The organism is uncultured Thiohalocapsa sp., assembly GCF_913062725.1.
Lineage (GTDB): Bacteria > Pseudomonadota > Gammaproteobacteria > Chromatiales > Chromatiaceae > Thiohalocapsa.
Window position 1 is genome coordinate 1 of sequence record NZ_CAJXWY010000041.1, and the last position, 25,443, is coordinate 25,443.

A 25,443-nucleotide genomic window follows, 5' to 3' on the forward strand; every position below is an offset into this window, starting at 1 on the left:
TCCCAGGAGTGCATCTGCCGGAACGGCACACCCATCTTCTGGAAGATGTACTTCTCTTTGATGCCGGAGCCGATGAGATCAGGCTTGACGCGCTTGACGAACTCTTCGAACTCATAGCCGGTGACATCGTCGTAGAGCAGCGTGGCGTTGCCCATCTCCTTCATGGTGCGGTCGTAGTCGTCGTTGTGGGCGAACTCGTAGCCGGTGCCGACCACTTCCATGCCGAGGTCTTCGTAGGCGCCGATGATGTGGCGCGGACGCAGGCCGCCGACGTAGAGCATGACCCGCTTGCCTTCGAGCCGCGGGCGATACTTGGCGATGACCGCGTCGTACTCGGCCTGGTACTTGGCGATGACGCGCTCGGCGCCGGCCTTGATCGTGTCGTCGAAGCGCTCGGCGATGGCGCGCAGGCTCTCGGCGATCTTGGTCGGGCCGAACAGGTTGTACTCCATCCACGGAATGCCGTACTGCTCCTCCATGTGCCGGCTGATGTAGTTCATCGACCGGTAGCAATGGATGAGGTTGAGCTTGACCTTGGGCGTCAGTTCCATTTCGCTCAGCGTGCCATCGCCGGACCACTGGGCTACCACGCGCAGGCCCATTTCCTCCAGCAGGATGCGCGAGGACCAGGCGTCGCCGCCGATGTTGTAGTCGCCGATGATGGCGACGTCGTAGGGCGTGCTCTCGAAGCTGCTGTCCGTGTCGCGGTTGTGCAGCACGTGATCGCGGATGGCGTCGTTGGCGATGTGATGACCGAGGGACTGCGACACACCGCGGAAGCCCTCGCAGCGCACGGGCACCACCGGCTTCTCGAGCTCCGCGGTCTTCTTCTTCGACACCGACTCGATGTCGTCGCCGATGAGGCCGATGGGGCACTCGGACTGCACCGACACGCCCTTGGCCAGCGGGAACAGCTGGTCGATCTCGTCGATGAGCTTGTCGAGCTTCTTGTCACCGCCGAAGACGATGTCCTTCTCCTGGAAGTCGGAGGTGAAGTTCATGGTGCCGAAGGTGTTCACGCCGGTGTAGCCGACGTAGTAGTTGCGCCGACCGGCACGCGAGTACTGGCCGCAGCCCACCGGGCCGTGGGAGATGTGCACCATGTCCTTGATGGGGCCCCAGACCACGCCCTTGGAGCCGGCGTAGGCGCAGCCGCGGATGGTCATGACACCGGGCTGGGACTTGCGGTTGGAGGTGATGCACTTCTTCGATTGCTCCACGCTCTGGTCGTTGACGGCCAGATGCTTGGCGCGGTCTTGCTTCGCCTTCTCGGGATAGACCTCGAGCACCTCCTGGATGAGGGCTTGGGTCTCTTCGCGGGTCATTGCTGCCATGTCGGCTTTCCTCGTGTCGGCGCCGCCGCCAATCCGCGGACGGTCGCGCGGTGAAGAACCAGTAGGGTCCCTCTCCCCTCCGGGAGAGAGATAAGGGGAGAGGGGGCATGCGGCCCCGGCAGCCGTCGGCAACGGCCACCAGCCGGGGCTCGATGCCGTTTAAGCGACGGCCTCTTCCTGGGCGGTCTTACCGACGATGCTCTCGTCCTCTTCGTCCATGAGGCCGAAGTCCATCAGCAGATCCTCGAGGGCATCCATCGAGATCGGCGTCGGGACGACGAAGTTCGTGTTGTCGATGATCTTCCGCGCCAGCGTGCGGTACTCGTCCGCCTGCTTGGACTTCGGGTCGTATTCGATGACCGTCATGCGGCGGATCTCGGCGCGCTGCACGACGTTGTCGCGGGGCACGAAGTGGATCATCTGGGTGCCGAGCTGGCGCGCCAGCTCCATGATCAGCTCGTCCTCGCGCGCGGTGTTGCGGCTGTTGCAGATGAGGCCCGCCAGGCGCACGCCGCCGGAGCTGGCGTACTTGACGATGCCCTTGGAGATGTTATTGGCCGCGTACATGGCCATCATCTCGCCGGAGACGACGATGTAGATCTCCTGCGCCTTGTTCTCACGAATCGGCATGGCGAAGCCGCCGCAGACCACGTCGCCGAGCACGTCGTAGAAGACGAAGTCCAGTTCCTCGTCATAGGCGCCTTCCTCTTCCAGGAAGTTGATGGCGGTGATGACGCCACGGCCGGCGCAGCCGACACCCGGCTCGGGGCCGCCGGACTCGACGCACTTGATGTCGGCGTAGCCGGTGCGCAGCACGTCTTCGAGCTCCAGGTCTTCCACCGAGCCGGCACTGGCGGCAAGGTGCATAATGGTCTCCTGCGCCTTGGCATGCAGGATCAGGCGGGTGGAGTCGGCCTTCGGGTCGCAGCCGACGATCATGACCTTCTTGCCGAGCTCGGCGAGGCCGGACACGAGATTCTGGGTGGTGGTGGATTTACCGATGCCGCCCTTACCGTAGATGGCGCATTGACGCAGTGCCATGGGTCTGTCTCCCGGTTGTGTCGCCCCGGCATGGGGCGATGGATGAAGTTGCGTTCACCCAGGAGCTAGCAGTTGCCGTGCCAGGCGCTCAGAGAATTTTTAGTCTCTTTTAATTCAATGGGTTATGACATCTTGTCCGCGGCTGACCCATGGTCGCATAGCCGACAAAGACCCACAGTTTGTGGGTGTAGCAACATCCGGAGATGCCCGGTATCCATGACGACAACCCTGCCGCGCCAAGCCCGCCTGCCCCTCAATCGTTGCAACCTGCCGGCGGTGATCCTGGGCGGGCTCACCTATCAAGCGCACCCGGTGCCGCTGGAGCTCGACGGCGTGCGGGCCTTCCACCGTGAGCTGTTCGTGCTGCTGGCGGCCGTGGCGTCCCACCGCGAGCGTGCGGCCCTGTTCGTGGACTACATGGCCGCGCATTTCTGCCTGGACGATCTCGAGCAGGCGGGACTTGCGCTGGGGCGGGTGCGCAAGTCCCGGCGTAACGCCAACTATCTGCGCATGGTGCGGGGTTGGTCATTCGATGCCGACGGGCGCGAGGGCGCCGTGCTCAAGCACTGGGTGGAGACCCGTTTCGGGCTGCGTGCCCGCTACCATGCGGGCCCGCTGGACGGCAGGAGCAGTGAGGCCTATCAGCAGTATGTGGCCGCCGCCAGCCATGGGCTGTATGCCACCAATGCGCTGGAGGCGCAGCTCGATCTGCTCTACACCTACTGCCAGTACGAGCTCATCCGCCAGCATCCCGAAGAGACGCATCTGACGCTCTACCGAGGCAGTAACCGCCTCGAAGCGCACGAGTTGCTGGGGCGCAGCGACGACGGTGGGCGCCTGGTGCTGCTGAACAATCTGAACAGTTTCACCAGCGATCGCGAGCGCGCCGACGAGTTCGGCGACTACATCCTTACCGCCGAAGTACCCTTGCCCAAGATCTGCTGCTACAACGGGCTGCTGCCCGGGATGCTGAAGGGCGAGGATGAATTTGTCATCATCGGCGGTGTCTATGCGGTTCGCATCGGGACGCTGTAGGTGTGCTTGTGCCGGCCCGGGGGCTGCCAGCGTGATGCCCCGGACGTGGCGCGCCGGATGCGGGCGGTTACCAGCGCGGCGCGCCACCCGCGTCGGCGCCTGATCTCGCTGGCGGTGGCGACTTCCATCACCTTGACCCGGAGCCTTTCCATGTCCGATATCCTCTCGCGCCTCGCCGATGTGCTCGAAGCCCGCAAGAGCGCCGACCCCGAGACCTCTTACGTCGCCAAGCTCTATGCGAAGGGCTTGGATGCCGTCCTCAAGAAGGTGGGCGAAGAGGCGACGGAGACGGTGATGGCCGCCAAGGACGGCGCGCCCGAGCGCGTGGTGGCAGAGGTGGCCGATCTGTGGTTTCACACGCTGGTGCTGCTGGCGCAGCAGGGTCTGCACCCGGATCAGGTGCTGGCGCAGTTGGAGCAGCGCTTCGGACTCTCCGGCCTCGAGGAGAAGGCACGCCGCGGCGGCTGATCCGCCGAGCGGGGTGACGTAGATCCCATGACCGGTCGCGAATACGGTATGATCGCGCGTCTTTAACCCGACGGCGGGCGCGCCCGCACATCATGGGGAGCGGTCGTGCGGCCCGATCTGCCGGGTGCACGGCTTTCCTGAACGTTCGAGGCTCACCCGACGCAGGTGGGCTGGGAGGTCGAAATGGGTATGGGTGGTATCAGTATTTGGCAGCTGTTGATCATTCTGGTCATCGTGCTGCTGTTGTTCGGCACCAAGCGACTTCGCAACATCGGGTCCGATCTCGGCGGCGCCGTGAAGGGCTTCCGCTCGGCGATGGGTGATGCGAACAAGGGCGGCGACGACGAGTCCAAGCAACTGGAAGATCAAAAGGCCGAGCGTACGGCGGATTCCGATACCGGCGCCGCGTCCGGCAGTGACGCCGGCACGGGCAGCGATGCCGACAAGCCGAAGGTCTGATTGCGGAGCGATGTGCGCTGTGCCCGCAACCCTTGCTTCGTCACCGAGCCGGCGCCCGGTGCGCGGCCCTGCTGCCCGCCCCGCGGCAAGGTCGCATCGTGCCCGCTGTGCGCCTCGACGCTGAGCAACAACGATGTTCGACATCGGCGCACTAGAACTGATCCTGATCGGCGTCGTCGCGCTCCTTGTGGTGGGTCCGGAGCGTCTGCCGAAGCTCGCCCGCACCGCCGGCCTGTGGGCCGGACGGGCGCGTCGTGCCTTCATGTCGGTGAAAGACGAGATCGACCGGGAGATCAAGGCCGAAGAGCTGAAAGAGGTCCTGCGTAAGCAATCGGCCTCCAATCCCCTGGAGCAGATCATCGAAGTGGACGGCAGCATCGATGACGACAGCAGTCCGCCGAAACAGGCGACTGCCCCGAAGTCTGGCCAAGCAGGGCACCAGGCCGAGGCGCGAAGCATCGATGGCGTCGCGCCGGAGCACCGTGGGGACCCCCCCGAGTCAACCCGTCCATAGGCTATAGAGCGCCCGCGCGGCACAGTCCGATCCAACCCGCCCCGCGGCACGAGCCCATGTCGGCCGAGGCTCGGGCAGCGTTGGTGCGGGCCGATGGGCCGCCCGGGGATCAGTCATCGCACAGCGTCCGGTCAAGGGCCGTCGCCACGGCGCCGAGGCAGCACCATGAATCCCCAGCAATCCCAGGATCACACCGACGATGGTCTCGGCGGCGAGCAGCCGTTCATGTCGCACCTCACGGAGCTGCGCGACCGGCTGCTGCGCATGGTCATTGCCATCGTCGTGGTCTTTCTGGTGCTGTTTCCGTTCGCCAACGAAATCTACACCTTCATCGCCGGACCCATTCGGGCGCAGCTGCCTGAGGGCTCGCAGATGATCGCCACGCAAGTGGCGTCGCCCTTCCTGACACCCTTCAAGCTGGCGCTGGTGGCGGCGGTGTTCGTCGCCATGCCCTACCTCCTCTATCAGTTCTGGGCCTTTGTGGCGCCGGGGCTCTACACCCACGAGAAGCGCCTCGCGCTGCCGCTGGTGTCATCGAGCATCGTGCTCTTCTACCTGGGCATGGCCTTCGCGTATTTCGTGGTCTTCCCGCTGGTGTTCCGCTTCTTCACTGCGGTGACGCCCGAGGGCGTCGCGCAGATGCCGGACATCGCGTTCTACCTGGAATTCGTGCTGAAGCTCTTTTTCGCCTTCGGGGTCGCCTTTGAGATCCCCATCGCAACCATCCTGCTCGTGGCGGTCGGTGCGACAACGCCCAAGGCACTGGCGCAAAAGCGGCCCTATGTGATCGTCGGCGTCTTCGTCGCCGGCATGTTGCTGACACCGCCGGATGTGGTCAGCCAGACCCTGCTCGCTATCCCCATGTGGCTGCTGTTCGAAGCCGGCATCTTCTTTTCGCGCTGGTTCGACAAGCGTCAGCCCGCTGCGACGCCGGCACTGGCCCCCGAGAGCGGCGCAGACGGCGCTGGCATGAGCCGCAATGACAGCCAAGGCGATGGCCGGCCGACGCCCGGACCCGCGGGCGGCGCCGTCGAGGTGGGCCGGGAAATCGACGGCGGACAGATGGAGGAGTCCGGACGCTACCGCCCCATGACCGAGGAAGAAATGGAGGCCGAGCTCGACGCCATCGAGGCCGAAGAGGCCGCCGATGCGGCGGCGCCGGTGACGCAGGATAGCGCGCAGGCGCGCATCGAGGCGTTGCTGCGCAGCGCCAACGAGCGCCGCGCCGAGGGTGACACCGCATCGGCCCGCACCCTGCTGTACCTGGTGCTCGAAGAGGGCGATGCCGATCAGCGTCGCGTCGCACGCAACATCCTTGCGGATCTCGATCAGGACTAACAGCACATGACGCGGGCACGATGGCCCGCTGTGGCCGCTTCTGGTCGGCTGGGGGCTGGTCGGGCAGGGCCGCACCACCGCCCGGCGCTCGCCGTCGTTTGCGGCGCTTGGATGGCTGGCGCCCAGACGTCCCGTTGGACGAAACCCACGGCGCGCCGGACACGCGCGTTCCGGGCAGCCGCATAACGAGAGCTCCACGTAGGTGGGTATCGATGGCCACGCCGCAGCAGATCCATTACAAGCAGAACCGGCTCAAGCAGTTGCGGGCCTTTTGTCATGCCGCACGCACCGGGAGCGTCAGCGCGGCGGCGGAGAAGATCTTTCTCAGTCAACCGACGGTCTCCCTGCAGATCCAGGCGCTGGAGCGGGAGCTGGATACGGTGCTGTTCGAGCGCCGCGGTCCGAAGATCCGCCTGACACCCGAAGGCGAGCTGTTGTACGAACTGGCGCAGCCTCTGGTTGAAGGCATGGACAAGCTGCACGAGACCTTCGCCGTGCACTGCGGACGCGTCGATCAGGGGAGCCTCGACATCGCCGCCGGCGAGGCGACCATTCTCTACATCCTGCCCGAGCCCGTACGCCGCTTCGTCGGTCAGTACCCGGGTATCGATCTGCGCCTGCACAATGTCACCGGCCGGGACGGTCTGGAGATGCTGCGCGCGGATGCCGTCGATATGGCGGTGGGCTCGATGCTGGAGGTGCCGGACGACATCACCTATCGACCCGTGGTGACCTACACGCCGACGCTCATCACACCGAAAGATCATCCGCTCGCCGACAAACAGGATGTCACCCTCGCGGAAATCGCCGAGCACGGGCTCATCCTGCCCCCGCGTCACCTCAGTACCTGGCGCATGGTAGACCTGATGTTCCGCCAGCAGGAGCTGGACTACAAGGTGACGCTGGAGGCTGGGGGCTGGGAAGTGATCAAAAAGTACGTGGAGCTCGGACTCGGCATCTCGGTCGTCACGGATCTCTGTCTGACCGGCCGCGAGCGTCTCGGGCGGATACCGCTGGAGCGTTATTTCCCAAAACGCAGCTACGGTATCGTGCTGCGGCGCGGCAAATTTTTGTCGCCGCAGACCAAGCGTTTTCAGGAGGTCATGGATCTCGTGTTCCCCGGTGAGCCGCGGGATCGTTTGGGTCGTCAGCGTCGTGGCGAGGGCGATCTCGGGGACGGCCTGATGGGCTGAGCACTCTGGTTGGTGCAAGATTGTGTAGCCGAAGTCGGCTTGGTGCAGCCATGATCACACCGGCGAGCACGGTCCCCGACATGCGCACCGACAAGAGCCCCTGTAAGAGATGGCTCGATGGGCCGGGGGTGTGGCTCCAGGGCAAGCCCCCAGGCCATGGCCCGAAGGCGCGATTCGGACGCGTGGCCTGGTCGACGCGGCAAGTGGGGCATCTAACGCGGAAAGATGCGATCCTGATAATCATGGCACAACAGGTGTTTTGCCCGGTAATTGCGGACTTACGGCACAAAAAGTGTGCTAAAGTGACGTTTCAGCGAGCAAATTTCGTGCCTGATGTGTACCAATTTTGTAGCCATCTTCATTAACCTACGCCAATGACACTGAACAAACAGATCGGCCAACGCCTGCGAGCTGTGCGCCTGGCCCATCAATACAGCCTATCCGAGCTCGCGTCGCGAACCCGTACTCTCTCGAAGTCGCGTATCAGCAACTACGAGCAGGGTATTCGTCGCATGGGAATCGAGGAGGCCCAGGAGCTCTCCGAAGCCCTCGATGGGATCACACCGGCCTACCTGCTCTGTCTGGATGACACGTCGCCGCTGTCGCAGGAAGAATGGCAGCTGCTTCAGCGCTATCGCAAGACAGACGACCGCGGGCGCTTCGTCATCCTGCAGGTGGCAGAGTCCCAAGGTCACCGGGAGCTGGATAGCACCGTCGTAGACGACCCCGTGGCCACCAGCTGACGTCGTCCATTCGCCGCGGCCACGGCCGCGCTCAACCGATCATCCCGATGGCTGCTTGATCCTGCCACCCGGATGATCGCGCGCCTGTACCATTCAGCGCGTCGCCAGCGAGCGTTCGGTCCCGGCAGCCCGGACCATCAGTCGGGTGTCGCGGGCCGGCTCGCGAAAACGGCCTTGCACCGCAGCCGCAACCGCCGCCGTCCATCACGTTGCGCGCGGCGAGTGAGCGCGCGCCACGCCGCCCCGGGGGCCCCGTGCGATCGGGCCTTTACCCGATGTCCGTCGCCGATTACAGTGGCGCCGATCAGCGGGAGACCTGCACGCGACAGCAGACCGGGTCCACCGCCTCACGCGCACGGCATCAGGCAGAGCGACCCAAGATGGTTGAAGCGTATCCCCGTCGGCAGCCCCATCTGGCACGCCTGCGGTTGTGCATTTACATCGTGCTGCTGAGCACGGTGCTCGTCGGCTGTGCCGGCTCAGCGCGTCGGGCGGACCCGCCCTATGCGCCGTCGGCCGACTTCCCACTGCCGGCGGGTCTCGAGGCCAACGTCGACTTTTGGAAGAACGTCTATACGCGTTGGAGCCGGGACACGGTCGTCATCCACGACGATCGCTACATGGCCGTGGTCTATCAGGAAGCCACGCTGCCGGGGCCGATCGAGGGCATCTATACGCCCGCGCAGCGCGCGTTCGTTCGCGCACTGCGTGAGCGCTGGAGCGAGCGGCTGCGGACGCTCGAGCGCCAGATCGCAGCCAAGGCCGCGCTCAGCCCCGAACAGCGCGCGCTGCGCGACAAGCTCGAGCGCGCGGGTGGCCCGGGCGCTGTATTCGGCGCCGCCGAGCGGGTGCGCAGCCAGCGCGGTGTGCGCGAGCGCTATTACGCCGGCCTGGAGCGCAGCGGCCGCTGGCTCCCCGTCTTCCGGGACGTGTTCCGGCGCCATGGCTTGCCAGAAGACCTGGCGCTGCTGCCGCATGTCGAGTCTTCTTTCGTCGCGAACGCGCGCTCCAGTGCCGGGGCCTCCGGCATGTGGCAGTTCATCCGTTCCACGGGCGGCAGCTACATGACCGTCAATGGCGTGATCGACGAGCGTCTGGACCCTGTCATCGCCGCGGATGCCGCCGCCAGGTATCTCAAGAACTCCTACGCCAAGCTGCACGACTGGCCGCTGGCGCTCACCTCCTACAACCACGGCCTGGGCGGCATGCAGCGGGCAAAGGCGAGCCACGGCACGGACTTCGTGCGCATCGTGCGCGAGTACGACGGACGTTACTTCGGTTTCGCATCACGCAACTTCTACGCGCAATTCCTCGCCGCGCGCCATGTGGCCAACAACGCCGAGGTCTATTTCCCCGAAGGCATTCGCTATCAGGCGCCGCTGAACGATGAGCCCGTGCGGCTGCGCTTCGCCAAGAGTCTCGACGACCTGGCCCTCCAGTACCGCGTGCCACACTCCATCCTGGTCGACCGTAACCGCGCCTGGCTCGATCCGGTGCGAAACGGCGCGCGGCCCGTGCCGGCTGGCACCACCGTCTGGGTGCCCGCCGATGCTCACCGCGCCACCGGGGGCGGCTCCGACGCCAGTACCTTCTGATGGCCATGACCGATGCGATCCGGCCCGGCCGTTGCCCGCTTGCTCGTCCCCGTCACCGGGTGAGCGCCCGGCTCACATGCATCGAATCTTCCGGTTGATCCGCCTATGGCCATCAAGTCCGATCGTTGGATTCGCCGCATGGCCGCAGCGCACCGGCTGATCGATCCCTTCGAGCCCGCACAGGTGCGCGAGCACGCCGGCGGTGGCCACGTCATCTCATACGGCACGTCGAGTTACGGCTACGACATTCGCTGTGCCGACGAATTCAAGATTTTCACCAACATCAACTCGGCGGTGGTGGACCCGAAGCAGTTCGATTCCTCGAGCTTCGTGGACATCAAAGCCGATGTCTGCATCATCCCGCCGAATTCTTTCGCCCTCGCCCGCACGGTGGAGTATCTGCGTATCCCGCGCAACGTCCTGACCATCTGCCTCGGTAAATCCACCTACGCACGCTGCGGCATTATCGTCAACGTGACGCCGCTGGAGCCCGAATGGGAAGGGCACGTGACCCTGGAGTTCTCCAACACGACGCCGCTGCCGGCGAAGATCTACGCCCACGAAGGTGTGGCGCAAATCCTCTTCCTCGAGTCGGACGAGCCCTGCGAGACCTCCTACCGCGATCGCGGCGGCAAGTACCAGAACCAACGGGGCGTCACGCTGCCGAAGCCTTGACAGGCAAAGATCGCGGGAGGAGAGCGAGCTCCGGCGGGTGACCGCGCCCGAGACACGCCACGATGCTTGCCCCGCGCAACAGCATTGACTGACGGGACTTCCAAGCGGCCGCTTCAGGCCCCCCAGATTCCCCCCAGCGCCTCCCCCTAGCGCCCATGCCCAACGATCGCCCCACCGCGCTGTTCGTCGTCCTCGGCGGCTTTTTCGTCTGCAACGCCCTGATTGCCGAATTCATCGGCATCAAGATCTTCGCCCTCGAGGCCACTTTGGGCCAGGAGCCCCTCAACTGGAATCTATTCGGCGAGCAGGGCTCGCTCAGTTTCACCGCTGGCGTGCTGCTCTGGCCCGTGGTCTTCGTGATGACCGACATCATCAACGAATACTTCGGCCAGCGCGGCGTACGCTTCATCTCGTACCTCACCGTTGGCCTCATCATCTACGCCTTCTTCTTCGCCTACGTGGCCATTGGGCTGGCGCCGGCCGAGTGGTGGGTGGGTATCTCGCAGGAGCGTGGCGTGGCGAACATGCAAACGGCCTTTGCGGTCATCTTCGGCCAGGGGCTGTGGACCATCGCCGGCTCCGTCGTCGCCTTCCTCATCGGCCAGCTCATCGATGTCGCCGTATTCCACCGCGTGCGTCGGCTCACGGGCGAGCGCTTCATCTGGCTGCGGGCCACCGGCTCGACCCTGGTCTCGCAGCTGGTGGACAGCTTCGTGGTGCTGTACATCGCCTTCGTGCTCGGGCCCCAGCAATGGCCGCTGTCGTTGTTCCTCGCCGTTGGCACCGTCAACTATCTCTACAAATTCGGCGCCGCCCTGGCCCTGACGCCCGTGATCTACTATGCGCGTGCCCGCATCGAGCGCTTCCTTGGCCCCGCGCGGGCGGCGGAGCTCAAGGCCCGGGCCGCCGCCGCTTAGCCGGCCCCGGCGGCGACGTAGTGATACAACCGCCAGGCTTGAATGGGATCACTGCAACCGGCGGCACTCCAGGGGGCACCGCCGTCGACGACCTGCAGCGGCTGACCCTGGCATTGGAAGAGGCTGCGGGTCTCGATGGCACGGAAGCCCGGGATCTGCGGTGGGCCGAATCTGTAGGCGACCAACCAAAACCCCGTCGCCTCGAGTGCCGACTGTGGGGGCGGCGCCACCAGGCGCCCGCGGCTGTACTCCGATGGCCGGGCGATGTTCGGCCATTGCCCCACCGCCAGCTCGGGGGCATGGAAATTCAGCATGGCGACGAAGGGATAGCGATCCGCGAACACGGGCTTACCCAGCGTTTGCACGTACTCGGCCAGGGCCGGGTAGCCATAGCTCTCACGCAGGATGCGCTGAGCCGCATCCGGCAGCGGCAGCGCGGCCGTGGCCGCATGGAAGGCGTAGAGGCTCACCAGCAGCAGATTGCCCGCGGCGGCCAGTAACACCCATCGCCCCAGCGCACGCAGCACCACCGCAGCCAAGGGCACCGCCGAGACGAGATAGAGCGCCGACCAGTTGGCCTCGACGTCGCTGGTGAGCGACAACATGCCGAACAGCCCGAGGGGAACCAGGGCCCCAGCCGTCACCAACGCCCGAGCCGGGGTGTCGAAGACGCCGGTGAGCGCTTGCTTCGCGCCGCCCCGCCAGAGCGCAACGCCGAGGGGCCACAAGAGCAGCCCCCAGAACGCGAGCTGGGTCGCGAAGAAGGTGACAAGCTGCGCGAGCCGCTCCAGCGCCGTCATGGGAGCGCTGCCGGATGGCGTATAGGACTGTGCGCCGATGGCCGCCGGCAGCCCGCCGGCGGCGAGGTCGAAGCTGCCGAGCTCGGTGGCGAGTCCGTGGCCGAGCTGGAAACGCAGGCTCAGCCAATCGTGCTCGGCATTCCATGCCAGGTGCGGCAAAAACACCAGCAAGGCCAGGAGTCCGCCGAGATAGGGCCAGGGGGTCCGCAGGGCGCGCCGATCCGCCGCCAGTATCGCCCAGAGGAATACCGGACCGATCATGGCCATGCTGTACTTGCCCAGGAGGCCGAGTCCAGTGGCGATACCGGCCGTGAGCCAACGTCGGCGCGACCCGCGCAGCGCCGCCAGCGCCTCGTGCAGTGCCAGTGCCCAGCACAGGGCGAGGACCGTATCCGGCGTCGTAATGACCCCTGCGATGAGCCCGGGCGCCGTTGCGGCGGCCAGCACCAGCGCCAACAGCAAGCCCTTGCCTCGATCCAGCCCGAGCGCCGCGTAGAAGCGCCACAGCACCATCAGCGTCAGCAGCCCGGCGAGCACTGCACCCAGGCGGGCCATGAAGACCGATGCCGGCGCCAGCCGCGTGCCCAGTCCCAGCAGGGCCACACCCGGGGGATGGTCGAAATAGCCCCAGGCCAGGGATCGGGCCCAATGGAAATAGTAGGCCTCATCCTGGGTCACCGGCACCGTGGCAGCCGCCCACAGGCGCCACAACGTGATGCCCAGCAGCAGCGCCAGTGCCGGCGCGAGCGCCCGGGCAGGCGTGCCCCGCGTGGGCACGCGCGGCTGCTGATGTGTCCTGAGCATGCTAGATGCTGCGCTGCGGTGGGCAGTCGTTTTCGCGCAACTGCCGTTGAACCAGCGAGCGCATGCGACGATGCTCGTCGGCGAGCGCATGTGGCGGTGCTGGTGAGCGCTTCAGCATGGCCTCTGCCTGTCGCAGGTCATTGCAGCGCTCGCGATCCGGCGGCCTCAGCGTTGTCCGGTAGAGGTGCGCCGAGGCCCCGTACAGAAACCCGAGCGCGCTGTCGGGCGCCTCGCGGCGGGTGTCCCGGGTGGCGATCAGCAGCTTCTCGTTCTGCTGGTGTAGTTGTTGTGCGCCGACGTTGTCCATCCGGTTGCGGCGCTCGCTCAGCGTCAGCAGCAGGCCGCCGTGGTAGGAGGTGCGGCTCCGGGCGCCGCGATCCGGCTGTAACGCCAGCGCCTTGCGATAGCCCCGCTCGGCGCAGTCCAGCAACGCCTGGACGCGGGAATCGCGCAGCGATGCGTCCGGTGGTTGCTGGATGGCCAGCCTGAGACACGCATCGCCCTTGACGGCATGACTTTTGGCGCAGGCCTCGGTGGCGGCATTACACCGGATGTTGGTGACGGCAATGGCATTGAAGTCGCCGGCGATGGCGTGTGCGCGCAGACGCTCGCCCAAGGCGCCGTCGTCGGTGGCCGCACAGCCGCCCGTGAGCGCCGCAGCCAACAGGGCCGCCGCCGACACCATCGGTGCCCGCAATCCAAACCCTCTGCTCAACGCCAATCCTGTGCTCAACGCAGCTGCTCCGCTGTGGTGTGGGTTCCGATCGCCCGGCTGTCGGTCTGCGCTATGGTCTGACCGACCGCCAATTGTCGCACAGACGTTACGTCGCGGCGGAATCCGAAGCCCAATCGCGGGCCACCGGCGTGTCACCGCCGCGGTGGCGGCAGATGAGCCGCCGCAGCGCCAGGTAGCCCAGGAGCACGAGAAACACCGACGTCATCGTGTCACTGAGAAAATGCCCGCCGGCGGCCATGCGCGCGAGGGCCACCAGCGCCGTGTAGAGCACCGCCAGCATGACCCAGGGCGAGCGCGGTCCGGCCAACACATGCGCTGCGGCGATGACGTAGGCCGCCGCGGCGACATGGCCGGAGCTAAAGGCACCGCCGCTGCCGCCGGTGTAGACGAAGGCCGGCGTGAAGGCCTGTGTGCCGCCGAACTGTGCGACCTGCACCGGACGCGCCCGCCCCCAGTGCTCCTTGAAGACCTGGTTGACCAAAAGCCCCGGCACCAGTGCGAGCAGGCACAACAGCAAGGCGAGCTTACGGCCCGTGAGCCCGAGCAGCCGCCGGCGGCGGCGCCGATTGATCAGCCAGATCCCCACCAGCGCGAAGTTGCCCACCACCATCAGCACTTCCACCGAGTGATACAGCAGCCGCTCCCAGGGCTGGCCCAGGGCCGGGAACCCGACGCCGGGGCTGTAGAACAGGCGGGCCACCACCAGGTCCAGTTGCGGATAGGCCAGCGTCAGGTTGGCGAAGGCGAGGAACAGGATCAGCCAGCCCAGCGGAATCCCGGCAATACGCGCCCGCCAAGGGGCGAGCCAGCGCGGCTCGCGGCGACTCACGCCAGCGTCCCCGGCGGGCGTTGCCGGTACCCTCGCATCACCGGTCTCTGCGACGTGCGCCATCAGAACAGGGTGTAAATGAACGGTGCCACCGCCGAGCCCTGGGCGAGCACGATCAACGCGCCGAGCAGCAACAGCACCAGGATAATGGGCGCGAGCCAGAACTTCTTGCGCTCGCGCATGAAGCCCCAGAGGTCTTTGAGCAGTTCCAGCATGGGTCGAATGTTCTGTTCTCGTGGGGGCGGCGTTGGATCGCGCCGGCGACGTTCGTGACTCCGCGACGGCATCGGCGCGCAGTCTAGCCGTTTAGGAATATCCCTGGGTATGGCGCTTACCTGCCCCGCAGGCGCGGCCGACACCGGACGAATGCCTGCTCATTAAGGCATCAGTGAACGGTTGGCCTCAGCGTGGCGAGGACGGCAACCCCATCGCCGCCAGATAGGCGGTGGTGGCGGCCTCGATGGTGTAGGGCCTGGCCACCGCACGCAGGGCATCTGCAGAGGGCGGCGCTTCCAGCGTGGCCGCCATCGCCGCTGCCAATGCGGTGGCATCGCCCAAGGGAACCAGCCGACCGTGGCGGCCGTCAGCGAGGAGTTCCCGGGGGCCGCTCGGGCAATCGGTGGCCACTACCGGCGTGCCTAACGCCAGCGCCTCCACTAGCACGAGCGGCATGCCTTCCCAGCGGGAGGTCAGTGCAAAGAGGTCCGCGTGGGCGATTTCGGCGTAGGGCCGCGGCACGAAGCCGGGCAGTGCCAGGTCATCGCTGATCCCCAACGCCGCGGCCTGTGCCAGTAATGCCTCGCGCTCGCCGCCGTCGCCCAGAAGCATGAGTCGACAGCGCCGCCGGGTGCGCAGCAGGGCGAAGCCTCGCAGCAATGTGGCGAAATCCTTACGCGGACTCAGCTCGCCTACGCCCAGGATCAATGGTGCCGCCGGGTCATGGAACCAAGGATGCGCCGGCGCCTTCGGTGGCGCGCTCAGCACACTGGAGGCCACCACGGGCGTCGGTACCACTTGGACCAGCGCCGGATCGAGCCCCGCGAAAGTTGTGAGGTCCGCGGCCGCGCCCTGGCTCGGCACCAGCACACCCGCCGCATGGCGATAAAGTCGGGCGACCGACCAGCGCTGGATACGACGCTGTAGAGCGCTCCGGCTGGCCAGGTCCACCGACAGCGTGGTGCCAGAGCGCAGATACAACCGTGTTGGCGTGCCCGCCACGGCTCTCGCGAGCAAGGCGATACGGTTGACTCGGTCTTTGTCGGACAGCATGACCTGCGGTCGCTTTCGGCGCAGATACCGGGCGATGGCGGGCACACAGCCGTAGGTGTGGCGGTTGCCGAGGTCGATGATATCGAGATGGGCCAAGTCGGCCGCGGCAGCAGCCAGATCCGGCCCGTGCCGGCGTACCTTGAGCAGATCCACGCGATAGCCGCGATGGGCGAGCGCCGGCAGCAGGTGCTGCGCGAGCCGGTCGACGCCGCTGTGTCCAGAGGTAGAGAAGAGGCATGCGATGCGCGTGGTGTCCATCGGGCGGTCCTCAACCGGCGTCAGCGATCCAGTCGAGCACGTCTTCGTCCGGCCGCGGCCTTGCGGGGGCGCCCTCGACGAAGAGCCCATACCAGATGGCGAACTGCAGCAGGCCGAACAGTTCCCGCTCGCCGCCGCGGCCGGCCCGCCGCGCCGCCACCAGCGCCGGTATCGCATCGCTATCGAACCACTCGCGGACACCCCGGTGGCGCTGCAGCAGGGGACCGATCCGCGCGGCATTGTCGCCGTTCAGCCAATCCGCCACCGGCACATGGAAGCCGCGCTTGGGCCGGTCCAGGTGCCCCGCCGGCAGCCGCGGTGCGGCCCAGCGCCGCAGCAGCCATTTCCCGGTGCGGCCGCGGCGCTTGAGGCCGTCCGGCAGCGCCAGCCCGAAGGCCACCAGGCGGTGGTCGAGCAGCGGCACCCGGCCCTCCAGACCGAAGGCCATGAGCATGCGGTCGGTCTTCACCAGCAGGTTGTCCGGCAGCGCCGTGACAAGATCCGTGTATTGGCGACGCTGGAGGTCGGTCCACGCCGGCGGCGCCGACTGCCAGGCATCCACGAACGGCTGGCGACTGCGGCCGGGCAGGGCCCGCAGGCGCGCGCCGAACAGGCGCCGAATCCAGTGCGGCGACCATTGTGGGCGGGTGCGAAAGCCGCCGCTGCCGGGGAACAGCAGGCCCTTGCCGAGGCGCTCGAAGGCCGCCGGCCGGTAGCGGCGATAGCCGGCGAAGACCTCGTCGCCGCCTTCGCCGGAGAAGACCACCTTCAGCGATGTCGCCGCGGTTTGCGCCAGCACCGAGGTGGGCAGGCAGGCATAGTCCCGCATCAGGTCATCCGCCGCCCAGACGCTGTGCGGCAGCCGTGCGAAGACCTGGGCGGGCTCGAGCGTCAGGGCGTGATGCTCAAAGCCGAACCAGTCGGCGATGCGCCGCGCGCCGTCCAGCTCGTCCGCCATGCGGGTGCCGCGCCAGCCCACCGAGAAGCTGCGGATGCGCCCGGCGCCATGCTCCGCCAGCGCCGCGGCGAGGGTGGCCGAATCCAGTCCGCCGGACAGGAACAGCCCATAGGGCACATCGGCACGCATGTGCTCGCGCATCACCTGGTCCAGTAACGCATCGAGTGCCTGCGCCGCGTCTTCGGCGTCGAGGGGCGCCGGCACGAGCGCCTCGCGCGGCGACCAGTAGCGGTGGTGGGCAATGCGCAAATCCGCATCGATGCTGAGCATTTCGCCGGGCAGCACGCGCTCGATGCCGGCGATGATGGTCTCCCTGCCGGTGCTGAACTGTTGCAGCAGAAACTGCCGCAACGCCGGGGCATGCACCTCGGGCTGTGCGGGCAGCAGCGGCAACAGGGCCTTCAGCTCCGAGGCGAAGGCGACGCGGTCCGGCAGACGGATGTAGAACAGTGGCTTGATGCCGAGCCGATCGCGCACCAGCAGCAACCGGCGCTCGCCGTGGTCATAGAGCGCAAAGGCGTACATGCCGCGCAAGTGCGCGACGGCCTCGGCGCCGTGCACCGCGTAGGCGTGCAGGATGGTGGCGGAGTCCGAGCCGCGGGCGGGCGCCGGCATCGCCCGGGCCAATGTCGCATCCAGCTCCGGATAATTGTAGATCTCGCCGTTGGCGACCAAAGCCCATTGACCGTCATCGCTCAGCATGGGCTGGTGACCGCTCTCCAGGCCGATGATGGACAGCCGGGTTTGGGCGAGCCCGACGGGTCCGAGCACGACCGTGCCCTGGTCATCCGGACCCCGATGCGCGAGTCGTGCGCGCATGGCTGCGAGCTGGTCAGGCTCGGGTGGCGCGCCATCGGCACGGATGAAGCCCGCTATGCCGCACATGGCGACAGATGCGATCGGTGGTATGGATAGGAATGCACGGGAGCTTAAGGCTGTATGGCTCGGGTCAGTGCGCTGTACAGTGCGGCGCAATCTTGCCATGCGCGGGTTGTCGGCACCAACGCAGCGCTGGCAGGTCTGTCGCGTGCGGTCCTCTGTTACCATCGGCGATGTGCCCTGGCAGGCGCGACGGATTCGCCGCACCGTGCCACTGCGCTTGAGCTTTTCACACGGCTGCATCAGCCATCGCCCCACGCAACGCAACCGGAAACCTCGTGCTGCAAGCCTGGATCGAGCGTCTGCGGCGCTTGGGACTCGATGTCACCGCACTGTCTTTGTTTTCCGCACCCGCGGGTGTCTCCGTGGGGCTCGGGCTCGTCGTGCTCACGTTCTTGTTAGCGCTGGCGCGACGCCCGCTCTGGCCGCTCTCTGCCGGCGTGGTGCTCGCGGTGGTATTCGTGGGCTACGTGCTGGTGCTGGGGGTTGTCGGTGACTACCCCGGCGGCACCCCGGCGGTGCGTATGGAGGCCGCCGCGCAATGGGCGCAGCTCCTCGTGTTCGTGCCCGTGGCCTATGTGCTCGCCGGGGATCAGGCGCGCTTGCTGCGTCTGCTTGGACTCGCCCTCGTCGGGCTCATTCTGGGCGCGTTGTGGCGCCTGGACTGGGCGCTGCTTTTCACCGACACCGGGGCATTCGTCGAGAGGCGTCCCGGGTTCGGCTTCCCGGCGAATGTGGCAGCGCTATTCAGCGGTACGGCCCTGCTGGGCCTCGTGATGCTGCGCCAGCGCTGGTGGCGTGCTCGCGGGCCCCGAGCCCTGTGGCTCGGGCTTTGGTGGCTGGCGCTGCTGTTGGTGGCGCAAGGTTTCCTGCTCAGCCTCTCGCGGGGCGCCTGGCTCGCGCTGGTGCTGACGCTCGCCCTCGGACTGCTCTGGACGGCGCGCACGTCGGCCTCGCAGGCGCCGCCGCGGTGGACATTGCCGGTGACCGGGATCATCGTGGTGTTGCTGCTGCTCTACGCCGGCCCCATGGCCGAGCGGTTCGCAGCGGAGTGGGGGAGTGTGCAGGCCATGCTCGCCGGCGATATCGACTACGCACCAGAGTCGTCCTTAAGCCAGCGCTGGCATGCCCAGCGCTTCGGGCTGCACGCTTGGCTGTCGCAGCCCTGGCTCGGCTGGGGGCCGGGGGCGGCCAGGGCGCTGCTCGCCGCCAGCGACGACCCGAGCCTGATGGTGATCGGGTATGGCCCCCTGAAGCACTTGCACAACACCTACCTCGAGGTGCTGGTACAGCTCGGACTGCTCGGACTGTTGTTTTGGCTCGGGCTGTTCTGGCTGTTGCTGCGCTCGGTCTTCCAGGCGCGGCGGGCACGGCGGATCGACGCCGATGTGACACGTTTCCTGGCGCTGGCCTTGGTTTACCTGATGCTCTGGAGCTTGTTCGATTTCCACGCCATGCAACAAGTCTGGCGGGCCTACTGGGCCTTGCTCGCCGGTGCTGCGCTGAGCGTCGGCCTATTCGCCGGGCGCTCCGCCGATGCCCACGGGCCGCGCTGATGCACGTCGCGCTGGCAGTAAGCGCCTTCGGTGACGGCGGCGTCGAGCGGGTGATGACCGCACTCGCCGGCGGCCTCGCGGAGCTCGGCTGCGACGTGGATTTATTGGTCGGACGCGTCGAGCATGCGTATCTCTGGGAATTGCCGGCGCAAGTACGGGTGGTGCCGCTCGGAGTCGGCGCGCCCGCCCTCATCACCGCATTGCGATCCCGGCCGCCGGCCCTGGTGCTCACCGGCAAGCTGACCGACGATCGGGCGGCGCTCGCCGCCCGGGAGGCGCTCGGCCGGGGCCTCCGGGTGGTGGCCACCGTCGGCACGCCGCTATCGGTGAGCCTCGCCGCCAAGCGCTTCAATCCGCTGCACACCTGGCGTCAGCGCTTACGGGTGCGGCGGGAGTATCAGCGTCTCGATGGCATCACGGCGGTGTCACACGCCGTCGCCGATGATCTCAGCCACCGACTCGGTATCACCGGCGTGCCGCTATGCGTGCTGCCGAATCCGGTGATCCCCGCCGATCTGGACCGGCGCATCGGCGCGCGGGCGCCCCATGCCTGGCTCGAGCTCGGCGGTCCGCCGGTGGTGCTGGCGGTGGGCGGGTTGCGGAAGGTCAAGGACTTCCCGACCCTGCTGCGCGCCTTCGCGCTGCTGCCGGCGGATTTGAATGCGCGCCTGATGCTCTTGGGCGAAGGCCGCGAGCGCCGCAGGCTCATCGCGCTCGCCGGTCGTCTCGGCATCGCCGAGCGCGTGGCGATGCCGGGCTTCGTGGCGGATCCCTTCCCCTATCTGGCACACGCCTCGGCGCTGGTGGTGTCCTCGCGGCGCGAGGGACTCGGCAATGTCTTGGTGGAGGCCATGGCCGTGGGCACCCCGGTGGCTGCGACCGCCTGCCCGGGCGGGGTCAGCGAGCTGCTCGAAGACGGCCGGTTGGGCCCACTGAGTCCCGTGGGCGATGCGCCGGCGCTGGCCGCCGCCATCGAGCACCTGCTGCGGGATCCGACGCCGCCGAAGCGGCTGCGTGCCGCCGCGGCACCGTATCGTGTCGCGGCCTCAGCCGCGGGCTATCTCGATTTCTTTCGCGCCATCGTCGGCGGTGCGGCTGGAGGTTCCGCTTGATACAGCAGGCGGAGCCGGTTCTCACGGCAGCACCCAAGCGGGTCCTGCTGGTACGCCTCAGCGCCATCGGCGATGTGATCTTCGCCTCGCCGCTGGCCGCCGCCTTCCGCCGGGCCTATCCCCAGGCTCACCTGGCCTGGCTCGCGGCGCCCGCCTGTGCGCCCCTGCTGCGCCATCACCCCGATCTGGACGAGGTTATCGTCTGGCCCGGCCCGGCGCTGCGCACGCTGTGGCGCGAGCGCCGGCTGCCGGCGCTGGCGGCGGAGCTGCGCCGGTTGCGCCGCGATCTGCGCGCCCGCCGCTTCGACCTCGCGGTGGACCTGCAGGGGCTGCTCAAGAGCGCGCTGCCGGCGCGGCTCTCGGCGGCACCGACCCGCATCGGGCTCGGCAGCCGGGAGGGGAGCCGGTTTTTGCTGACCCGAGTGCTGCCGCGGGAGCCGGCGGCACAACGCACGCGCATCGGCTCGGAGTATCTGCATCTCGCGCACATGCTCGGGCTGCCGGCGGACGCCTTCGAGATGGTCGTGCATGTCGGCGCTGAAGACGCGGTCGCCGCCGCCGATCTGTTGGCGGCGGCGGGCGCGGCGGCGGGGTGCTTCGTCTTCTGTCCCTTCACCACCCGCCCGCAGAAACACTGGCTCGCGGCGCGTTGGGCGGCGCTCGCGTTGCGGCTGCAGGCGGCCACCGGATGGCCTGCGGTGCTGCTCGGGGGCGCCGATGACGTCGAAGCCGGCGCTGAGATCGCCGCGGCCTCCGGCGGGGCCGCGGTCAATCTCGCCGGGCGCACGAGCCTGCTGGAGGCCGCCGCGGTCATCGACCGCAGCCGGGCCGTGGTGGCGGTGGACACGGGCCTGGGACACATGGGCATCGCCCGCCGGCGCCCGACGCTGCTGCTGTTCGGCGCGACGCTGCCATACACCGACACCGCCCGGCCAGACGCCCGGGTGCTCTACCATCCGCGGGCCTGCGCGCCCTGCCGGCGCCGGCCCACCTGTGATGGGCGCTTCGACTGCATGCGCGATATCAGCGTGGACGAGGTCATGGCGGCCCTGCGGGCGCTGCCGGGGGTGGGCTGGTGAAGGTGCTGCACGTGGAGGGCGGCGCCGAGCTCTACGGCGGTGCGCAGCAAGTGCTCTACCTGCTGGAGGGGCTCGCCGGATGCGGCGTCGACAGCCATCTGGCCTGCCGGCCCGGCTGCGCCCTGGCCCGGCACGCGGCGGCCTTCGCGCAGGTGCACGAGATCCCCATGGGCGGCGATCTGGATGTGGGCATCATCGCGCGCCTGGGTCGGGTCATCCGTACGGCTCAGCCAGACCTGGTGCATCTGCACAGCCGCATCGGCGCGGACGTGATGGGCGCGATCGCCGCCAGGCGCGCCGGCATCCCCGTGGTGCATACGCGGCGCGTGGACAATCCGGAGCCGCGCTGGCTGGCGGCGGCCAAGTATGGGCTGCACGATCGCGTCATCGCCATCTCCGAGGGCATCGCCCGGGTGCTGCGGGCGACGGGGATGGCGGAGGCCAAGCTGCGGGTGGTGCGCAGTGCGGTGGATGCCAGGCCCTACACGGGCGGCTGCGATGGCGCGACGCTCGCCGGTGTGCTCGGTGGTCTCGACGCCGCCGCGCCCGGCCCCGATCGCGGTCCCAGTGCCGGCTCCCCGTCTGGCTCGCCGTCTGGCGCCCCGTCTGGCTCCGGGCGCGGTCCTGCTCCGGGCCCCGTCATCGCCGTCGTGGCCCAGCTCATCGAGCGTAAGGGTCACCGCTTCCTGCTACAGGCGCTGCCCGACATCCTGGCCGCCCTGCCGGATGTGCAGGTGCTCTTCTTCGGCAAGGGGCCGCTGGCCGGCCCGCTGCAGGAGCGCATCGACCGCGACGGACTCGCCGCGCATGTGCGCCTCATGGGCTACCGCGAAGATCTGCCGCGACTGTTGCCCTGTATGGATCTCCTGGTGCATCCGGCGACGCTGGAGGGCCTCGGCGTCTCGCTGCTGCAGGCCTCCGCCGCCGGTGTGCCCATCATCGCCAGCCGCGTCGGCGGCATCCCGGAAGCGGTGCACGACGGCGAGAACGGCCGTCTGGTGCCCGCGGGGGACGTGGCCGCGCTCAGGGCGGCGATCCTGGCGCTGTTGGCGAATGCGGGCCTGCGCCGGCGCATGGGCGCCGCCGGCCGGGCCCTGGTGGCACGCGAGTTTTCCGTCGCGCGCATGGTCGCGGGCAATCTCGCCGTCTACCGTGAATTGCTGGCGGGCGCGGCGCCTGCGACCAGCGTTGCGGGCGCCTGAGCCCCGTTCGGCAGCGCCATGCCCATGCCGGCGAAAACCCGCGCCACCCCGGCCATAGCCGCCGCGGCGCTCGGCTATTTCGGCCTGAATGCGCTCCTGCTGGGGCTGGTGACGCCGACGGCGGAGTGGGACCACGCCGAACAGCTCATCCTGAGTCAGTTCCCGGCGCTGGGCTACAACAGCCAGCCGCCGCTCTACACCTGGCTGGTGCAGGCGCTGTTCGCGCTGACGGGGCCGAGCCTGCCGGCGCTGCTGGCACTCAAGGCGCTGTTGCTGACCCTGCTCGTCACCGGCGTGGCCGTCGCCGCCCGGGCGCTCGGCCTGCCGCCGGCGCAGCAATGGGTGGCGGTGCTGGGGCTCGCGCTGATCCCGCAAATCGTGTGGGAAGATCAGCGCAATTTCACCCACACCGTGCTGGTGGTGGCGGTCGCCGCCTGGACCCTGGTGGCGATGCTACGGCTGCCCCGGCGCCCGCATTGGCCCGGCTACCTCGGCCTCGGGCTCTTGCTGGGCCTGGGCATGCTCAGCAAGTACAACTTTGGCTTCTTCGCGCTGGGGCTGCTCGCGGCGGCGGCGACGCTGCCCGCCTGGCGGCGGGTCATGCTGAGCTGGCGCTTCGTCGCCGCCCTGGCCCTGGCGGCGGCGGTCTTTGCGCCCCATGGGCGCTGGGCGCTGGGTGCGCCGGCGGCGGCGGGCGAGGGCTTCCAGAAGCTACAAATGAGCGCCGGCGTGGGCTGGGCGACGCTGCTGGACCTGGCGGCGGGCCTGGGTGCGATACTCGGCCCGCTGATGCTGATCTCGGCGTTACTGTTGCGCCGGGTCGCGGTTCCGGCACAGGCCCTGCCGGGCTGCCGGCTGCTGTGGCGCACCGCCGGTGCGGTGCTCGTGCTCGCCGTGGTGCTGCTGCTGGCCAGCGGCGCCCGCGATATCAAAGAGCACTGGCTGCAGCCCATGGTGTTCTACGCACCACTGCTGCTGGCCTGTCACCTCGCCCCCGGCGGTCGCGGCGGCCGGGCCTGGGGGGCGCTGGCCCTGGTGGTGCTGGCGGGCGTATCCGTGGCGCTGCCGGGGCAGGCCCTGTGGGCGGATCCCCAGCGCCCGTCGCGCCTCAACGCCCCGTACCAAGCGCTTGCGGCGCAGATGCAGGCGGCGGGGGCACGCCCGGCGCTGGTGCTGGCGGAGAGCGATCCCCTGGCGGGTAATCTGCGCCTGGCCTTTCCAAACGCCGTGGTCATGTCCCAGCGCAGCTTCTTCCCCGAGCGGCTGCCGGGCGGAGACTGGCTGCTGGTGGGGGAGCGGCTGGCGACGGCGGACACCCCCTTCCGCCGTTGGCTCGCCGCCGACCTGGGGCTGGCGGCGCTCAGGGTGCATCGGGCGGAGGCGCCCCTGTATCACCTGCCGGCCCAGACCATGACCCTCGACTGGGCGCTGGTGCCCGCCTCCCGGCGCTGACGCCGGCGGGTCAGCGGCCAGGCGCGGGTGCCGGCGGTGGGCAGCGCCCGGCGGCGACCGCGTCCAGCACCCCGGCGTAGGCCGCCGCGCTGACATCGGCGCGATAGCGCGAGACGGCGCCGCGCAGCGTCGCCGACGGCGGCGGGTCGGCGAGCACGCGCGCCATGGCCTCGGCCATGGCCGCCGCATCGCCGACCTGCACCAGCGGGCCGAAGCGCCCGTCTGCGAGGATTTCCCGGGGTCCGCTCGGGCAGTCGGTGGCCACCACCGGCGTTCCCAGGGCCATCGCCTCGGTGAGCACGTTGGGGGAGCCCTCCCAGGCCGAGGAGAGCACGAACAGCCGGGCGTTGGCGAGGAAGGGGTAAGGGTTCGCCTGGAAGCCGGGCAGATCCAGGTCAGCGGCGACGCCCAGGGCTTCGGCCGCCGCCAGGAGGCGCGCGCGCCAGGCACCGTCGCCGAGCAGTACCAGCCGGCAGGGCCGTGTGGCGCGCAACTGCGCAAACGCCCGCAGCAGGGTCGGGAAGTCCTTCTGGCGCTCCAGACGGCCGGCGCCGAGAATCACGGGTGCCGTGTGCTGGGCGGCGGCGGTGAGCCAGGGGTGCGGGCAGGGCAGGGCCGCTTGTGCGCTGAGCTGAGGCGTGATGACCGGGTTGCGGATCACGCTGATGCGCGCCGGTGGATAGTGCGCGACGGCGGCGGTGTCGCTGGCGACACCGGCGGAGACCGCCACGATATGCTCGATGTGCCGCCAGCTGCGGCGCACCGTCGCCGCCCGCAGCCGGCGCGCGAGGGGGTGGCGCCCCGCCAGCGCCGCGCTCAAGTTCGTGCCCAGGCGCATGACGATGGGCGTGGGCACGCCGGCGAGCCGCCGGGCGAGCACCGCCGCGCGGCCGGCGCGGTCCTTGGCCGCCAGCAGCACCGGCGGCCGCTGCGCGCGCAGATGGCGGGCCAGGGCACCGGCGGCGCCCAGGCTGTGGCGGGCGCCGAGGTCGATGCGGCGCACCGCCGGTGGCAGGTCATCGAGGTGCGGGCTGGTGGTGCGGATGGTGAGCAAGTCCACGTCGCGGCCGAGCGCCGTCAGCCCGTGCAGCAGATTCACGAGCATACGCTCGACGCCACCGGCGCCGGAGAAGGACGCGAGCACGGTGATGCGCGGGGCGGGCTGGTGCATGGTGGTGCGGTTGGCGTTTGCCCCCG

24 protein-coding genes are annotated in these 25,443 nt (G+C 68.4%); 15 read left to right on the plus strand and 9 right to left on the minus strand.

The annotated features are described in order from the left end of the window. On the minus strand, positions 1-1,334 hold a 1,334-nt coding region (gene nifD / locus QZ588_RS12040; protein WP_295543052.1), incomplete at its 3' end, for a nitrogenase molybdenum-iron protein alpha chain. Positions 1,335-1,493: 159 nt separating this feature from the next. Beyond that, the gene (gene nifH / locus QZ588_RS12045; protein ID WP_295543054.1) at positions 1,494-2,375 is read right to left on the minus strand and encodes a nitrogenase iron protein; all 882 of its coding nucleotides are present in this window, start codon (positions 2,373-2,375) and stop codon (positions 1,494-1,496) included. 216 nt (positions 2,376-2,591) lie between these two features. Here nifH and QZ588_RS12050 point away from each other — a divergent pair, with 216 nt between their 5' ends. The 10 genes from QZ588_RS12050 to QZ588_RS12095 all read left to right on the plus strand — a co-directional run bounded on the left by QZ588_RS12050 (position 2,592) and on the right by QZ588_RS12095 (position 11,312). Then, positions 2,592-3,410 (plus strand): NAD(+)--dinitrogen-reductase ADP-D-ribosyltransferase, encoded by an 819-nt coding sequence (locus QZ588_RS12050; RefSeq protein WP_295543056.1) that lies wholly within the window; start codon positions 2,592-2,594, stop codon positions 3,408-3,410. A 150-nt stretch (positions 3,411-3,560) separates the two neighbouring features. Next, complete coding sequence (locus QZ588_RS12055) at positions 3,561-3,878, plus strand: phosphoribosyl-ATP diphosphatase (protein WP_295543058.1); 318 nt, start codon at positions 3,561-3,563, stop codon at positions 3,876-3,878. A gap of 183 nt (positions 3,879-4,061) precedes the next feature. Further along, entirely contained in the window at positions 4,062-4,337 is a 276-nt protein-coding gene (gene tatA, locus QZ588_RS12060; RefSeq protein ID WP_295543060.1) for a Sec-independent protein translocase subunit TatA, read from the plus strand. Between the two features lie 133 nt (positions 4,338-4,470). Then, a complete protein-coding gene (tatB, locus tag QZ588_RS12065) occupies positions 4,471-4,851 on the plus strand; it encodes a Sec-independent protein translocase protein TatB (protein ID WP_295543062.1) in 381 nt (126 codons plus the stop codon). 165 nt (positions 4,852-5,016) lie between these two features. Further along, positions 5,017-6,189 (plus strand): twin-arginine translocase subunit TatC, encoded by a 1,173-nt coding sequence (gene tatC, locus QZ588_RS12070; protein WP_295543065.1) that lies wholly within the window; start codon positions 5,017-5,019, stop codon positions 6,187-6,189. Positions 6,190-6,401: 212 nt separating this feature from the next. Next, the gene (locus QZ588_RS12075; RefSeq protein WP_295543067.1) at positions 6,402-7,382 is read left to right on the plus strand and encodes a LysR family transcriptional regulator; all 981 of its coding nucleotides are present in this window, start codon (positions 6,402-6,404) and stop codon (positions 7,380-7,382) included. A gap of 374 nt (positions 7,383-7,756) precedes the next feature. After that, positions 7,757-8,125 carry a helix-turn-helix transcriptional regulator gene (locus tag QZ588_RS12080; protein ID WP_295543069.1) on the plus strand — a complete coding sequence of 123 codons (369 nt, stop codon included), beginning with the start codon at positions 7,757-7,759 and terminating at the stop codon, positions 8,123-8,125. A gap of 380 nt (positions 8,126-8,505) precedes the next feature. Next, positions 8,506-9,720, plus strand: coding sequence for a lytic transglycosylase domain-containing protein (locus QZ588_RS12085; protein ID WP_295543071.1), 1,215 nt, complete (start codon positions 8,506-8,508; stop codon positions 9,718-9,720). Positions 9,721-9,825: 105 nt separating this feature from the next. Beyond that, entirely contained in the window at positions 9,826-10,395 is a 570-nt protein-coding gene (gene dcd / locus QZ588_RS12090; RefSeq protein ID WP_295543073.1) for a dCTP deaminase, read from the plus strand. 155 nt (positions 10,396-10,550) lie between these two features. Continuing rightward, positions 10,551-11,312, plus strand: a complete 762-nt coding sequence (locus QZ588_RS12095) for a queuosine precursor transporter (protein ID WP_295543075.1) — start codon at positions 10,551-10,553, stop codon at positions 11,310-11,312. On the opposite strand, the gene QZ588_RS12100 is transcribed toward QZ588_RS12095, so the two are convergent. The 6 genes from QZ588_RS12100 to asnB form a co-directional block, all read right to left on the minus strand. Beyond that, entirely contained in the window at positions 11,309-12,916 is a 1,608-nt protein-coding gene (locus QZ588_RS12100) for a glycosyltransferase family 39 protein (protein ID WP_295543076.1), read from the minus strand. The genes QZ588_RS12095 and QZ588_RS12100 overlap by 4 nt on opposite strands. 1 nt (position 12,917) lies before the next feature. Next, positions 12,918-13,631, minus strand: coding sequence for a hypothetical protein (locus tag QZ588_RS12105; protein WP_295543077.1), 714 nt, complete (start codon positions 13,629-13,631; stop codon positions 12,918-12,920). A 106-nt stretch (positions 13,632-13,737) separates the two neighbouring features. Beyond that, positions 13,738-14,481 (minus strand): phosphatase PAP2 family protein, encoded by a 744-nt coding sequence (locus QZ588_RS12110; protein ID WP_295543078.1) that lies wholly within the window; start codon positions 14,479-14,481, stop codon positions 13,738-13,740. Positions 14,482-14,543: 62 nt separating this feature from the next. Then, the gene (locus QZ588_RS12115; RefSeq protein WP_295543079.1) at positions 14,544-14,696 is read right to left on the minus strand and encodes a DUF5989 family protein; all 153 of its coding nucleotides are present in this window, start codon (positions 14,694-14,696) and stop codon (positions 14,544-14,546) included. Between the two features lie 187 nt (positions 14,697-14,883). Continuing rightward, the gene (locus tag QZ588_RS12120; protein ID WP_295543080.1) at positions 14,884-16,008 is read right to left on the minus strand and encodes a glycosyltransferase; all 1,125 of its coding nucleotides are present in this window, start codon (positions 16,006-16,008) and stop codon (positions 14,884-14,886) included. Between the two features lie 10 nt (positions 16,009-16,018). Continuing rightward, complete coding sequence (asnB, locus tag QZ588_RS12125; RefSeq protein WP_295543081.1) at positions 16,019-17,851, minus strand: asparagine synthase (glutamine-hydrolyzing); 1,833 nt, start codon at positions 17,849-17,851, stop codon at positions 16,019-16,021. Between the two features lie 272 nt (positions 17,852-18,123). On the opposite strand from asnB, the gene QZ588_RS12130 reads away from it, so the two are divergent. From QZ588_RS12130 to QZ588_RS12150, 5 genes are read left to right on the plus strand one after another with little or no spacing between them, the layout of a single operon-like run. Beyond that, positions 18,124-19,401 (plus strand): O-antigen ligase family protein, encoded by a 1,278-nt coding sequence (locus tag QZ588_RS12130; protein WP_295543083.1) that lies wholly within the window; start codon positions 18,124-18,126, stop codon positions 19,399-19,401. After that, positions 19,401-20,513, plus strand: coding sequence for a glycosyltransferase (locus QZ588_RS12135; RefSeq protein ID WP_295543085.1), 1,113 nt, complete (start codon positions 19,401-19,403; stop codon positions 20,511-20,513). Before QZ588_RS12130 ends, QZ588_RS12135 begins: the two co-directional genes overlap by 1 nt. Beyond that, positions 20,510-21,592 carry a lipopolysaccharide heptosyltransferase II gene (waaF, locus tag QZ588_RS12140; protein WP_295543087.1) on the plus strand — a complete coding sequence of 361 codons (1,083 nt, stop codon included), beginning with the start codon at positions 20,510-20,512 and terminating at the stop codon, positions 21,590-21,592. Before QZ588_RS12135 ends, waaF begins: the two co-directional genes overlap by 4 nt. After that, a complete protein-coding gene (locus QZ588_RS12145) occupies positions 21,589-22,794 on the plus strand; it encodes a glycosyltransferase (protein WP_295543089.1) in 1,206 nt (401 codons plus the stop codon). Before waaF ends, QZ588_RS12145 begins: the two co-directional genes overlap by 4 nt. Before the next feature lie 24 nt (positions 22,795-22,818). Further along, positions 22,819-24,246 carry a glycosyltransferase family 39 protein gene (locus tag QZ588_RS12150; RefSeq protein WP_295543091.1) on the plus strand — a complete coding sequence of 476 codons (1,428 nt, stop codon included), beginning with the start codon at positions 22,819-22,821 and terminating at the stop codon, positions 24,244-24,246. A 10-nt stretch (positions 24,247-24,256) separates the two neighbouring features. On the opposite strand, the gene QZ588_RS12155 is transcribed toward QZ588_RS12150, so the two are convergent. Further along, complete coding sequence (locus QZ588_RS12155) at positions 24,257-25,417, minus strand: glycosyltransferase (protein ID WP_295543093.1); 1,161 nt, start codon at positions 25,415-25,417, stop codon at positions 24,257-24,259. Between the last annotated feature and the right edge of the window lie 26 nt (positions 25,418-25,443).

Excerpts from the sequence above, each read along its gene's own strand:
- nifH (WP_295543054.1), bottom strand. The coding sequence starts at position 2,375 with ATGGCACTGCGTCAATGCGCCATCTACGGTAAGGGCGGCATCGGTAAA.
- asnB (WP_295543081.1), bottom strand. The coding sequence starts at position 17,851 with ATGTGCGGCATAGCGGGCTTCATCCGTGCCGATGGCGCGCCACCCGAG.
- QZ588_RS12150 (WP_295543091.1), top strand. The coding sequence starts at position 22,819 with ATGCCGGCGAAAACCCGCGCCACCCCGGCCATAGCCGCCGCGGCGCTC.
- QZ588_RS12155 (WP_295543093.1), bottom strand. The coding sequence starts at position 25,417 with ATGCACCAGCCCGCCCCGCGCATCACCGTGCTCGCGTCCTTCTCCGGC.
- tatA (WP_295543060.1), top strand. The coding sequence starts at position 4,062 with ATGGGTATGGGTGGTATCAGTATTTGGCAGCTGTTGATCATTCTGGTC.
- QZ588_RS12075 (WP_295543067.1), top strand. The coding sequence starts at position 6,402 with ATGGCCACGCCGCAGCAGATCCATTACAAGCAGAACCGGCTCAAGCAG.
- QZ588_RS12115 (WP_295543079.1), bottom strand. The coding sequence starts at position 14,696 with ATGCTGGAACTGCTCAAAGACCTCTGGGGCTTCATGCGCGAGCGCAAG.
- QZ588_RS12120 (WP_295543080.1), bottom strand. The coding sequence starts at position 16,008 with ATGGACACCACGCGCATCGCATGCCTCTTCTCTACCTCTGGACACAGC.
- QZ588_RS12050 (WP_295543056.1), top strand. The coding sequence starts at position 2,592 with ATGACGACAACCCTGCCGCGCCAAGCCCGCCTGCCCCTCAATCGTTGC.
- QZ588_RS12095 (WP_295543075.1), top strand. The coding sequence starts at position 10,551 with ATGCCCAACGATCGCCCCACCGCGCTGTTCGTCGTCCTCGGCGGCTTT.
- tatB (WP_295543062.1), top strand. The coding sequence starts at position 4,471 with ATGTTCGACATCGGCGCACTAGAACTGATCCTGATCGGCGTCGTCGCG.
- tatC (WP_295543065.1), top strand. The coding sequence starts at position 5,017 with ATGAATCCCCAGCAATCCCAGGATCACACCGACGATGGTCTCGGCGGC.
- QZ588_RS12135 (WP_295543085.1), top strand. The coding sequence starts at position 19,401 with ATGCACGTCGCGCTGGCAGTAAGCGCCTTCGGTGACGGCGGCGTCGAG.
- QZ588_RS12080 (WP_295543069.1), top strand. The coding sequence starts at position 7,757 with ATGACACTGAACAAACAGATCGGCCAACGCCTGCGAGCTGTGCGCCTG.
- QZ588_RS12085 (WP_295543071.1), top strand. The coding sequence starts at position 8,506 with ATGGTTGAAGCGTATCCCCGTCGGCAGCCCCATCTGGCACGCCTGCGG.
- dcd (WP_295543073.1), top strand. The coding sequence starts at position 9,826 with ATGGCCATCAAGTCCGATCGTTGGATTCGCCGCATGGCCGCAGCGCAC.
- QZ588_RS12055 (WP_295543058.1), top strand. The coding sequence starts at position 3,561 with ATGTCCGATATCCTCTCGCGCCTCGCCGATGTGCTCGAAGCCCGCAAG.
- QZ588_RS12100 (WP_295543076.1), bottom strand. The coding sequence starts at position 12,916 with ATGCTCAGGACACATCAGCAGCCGCGCGTGCCCACGCGGGGCACGCCT.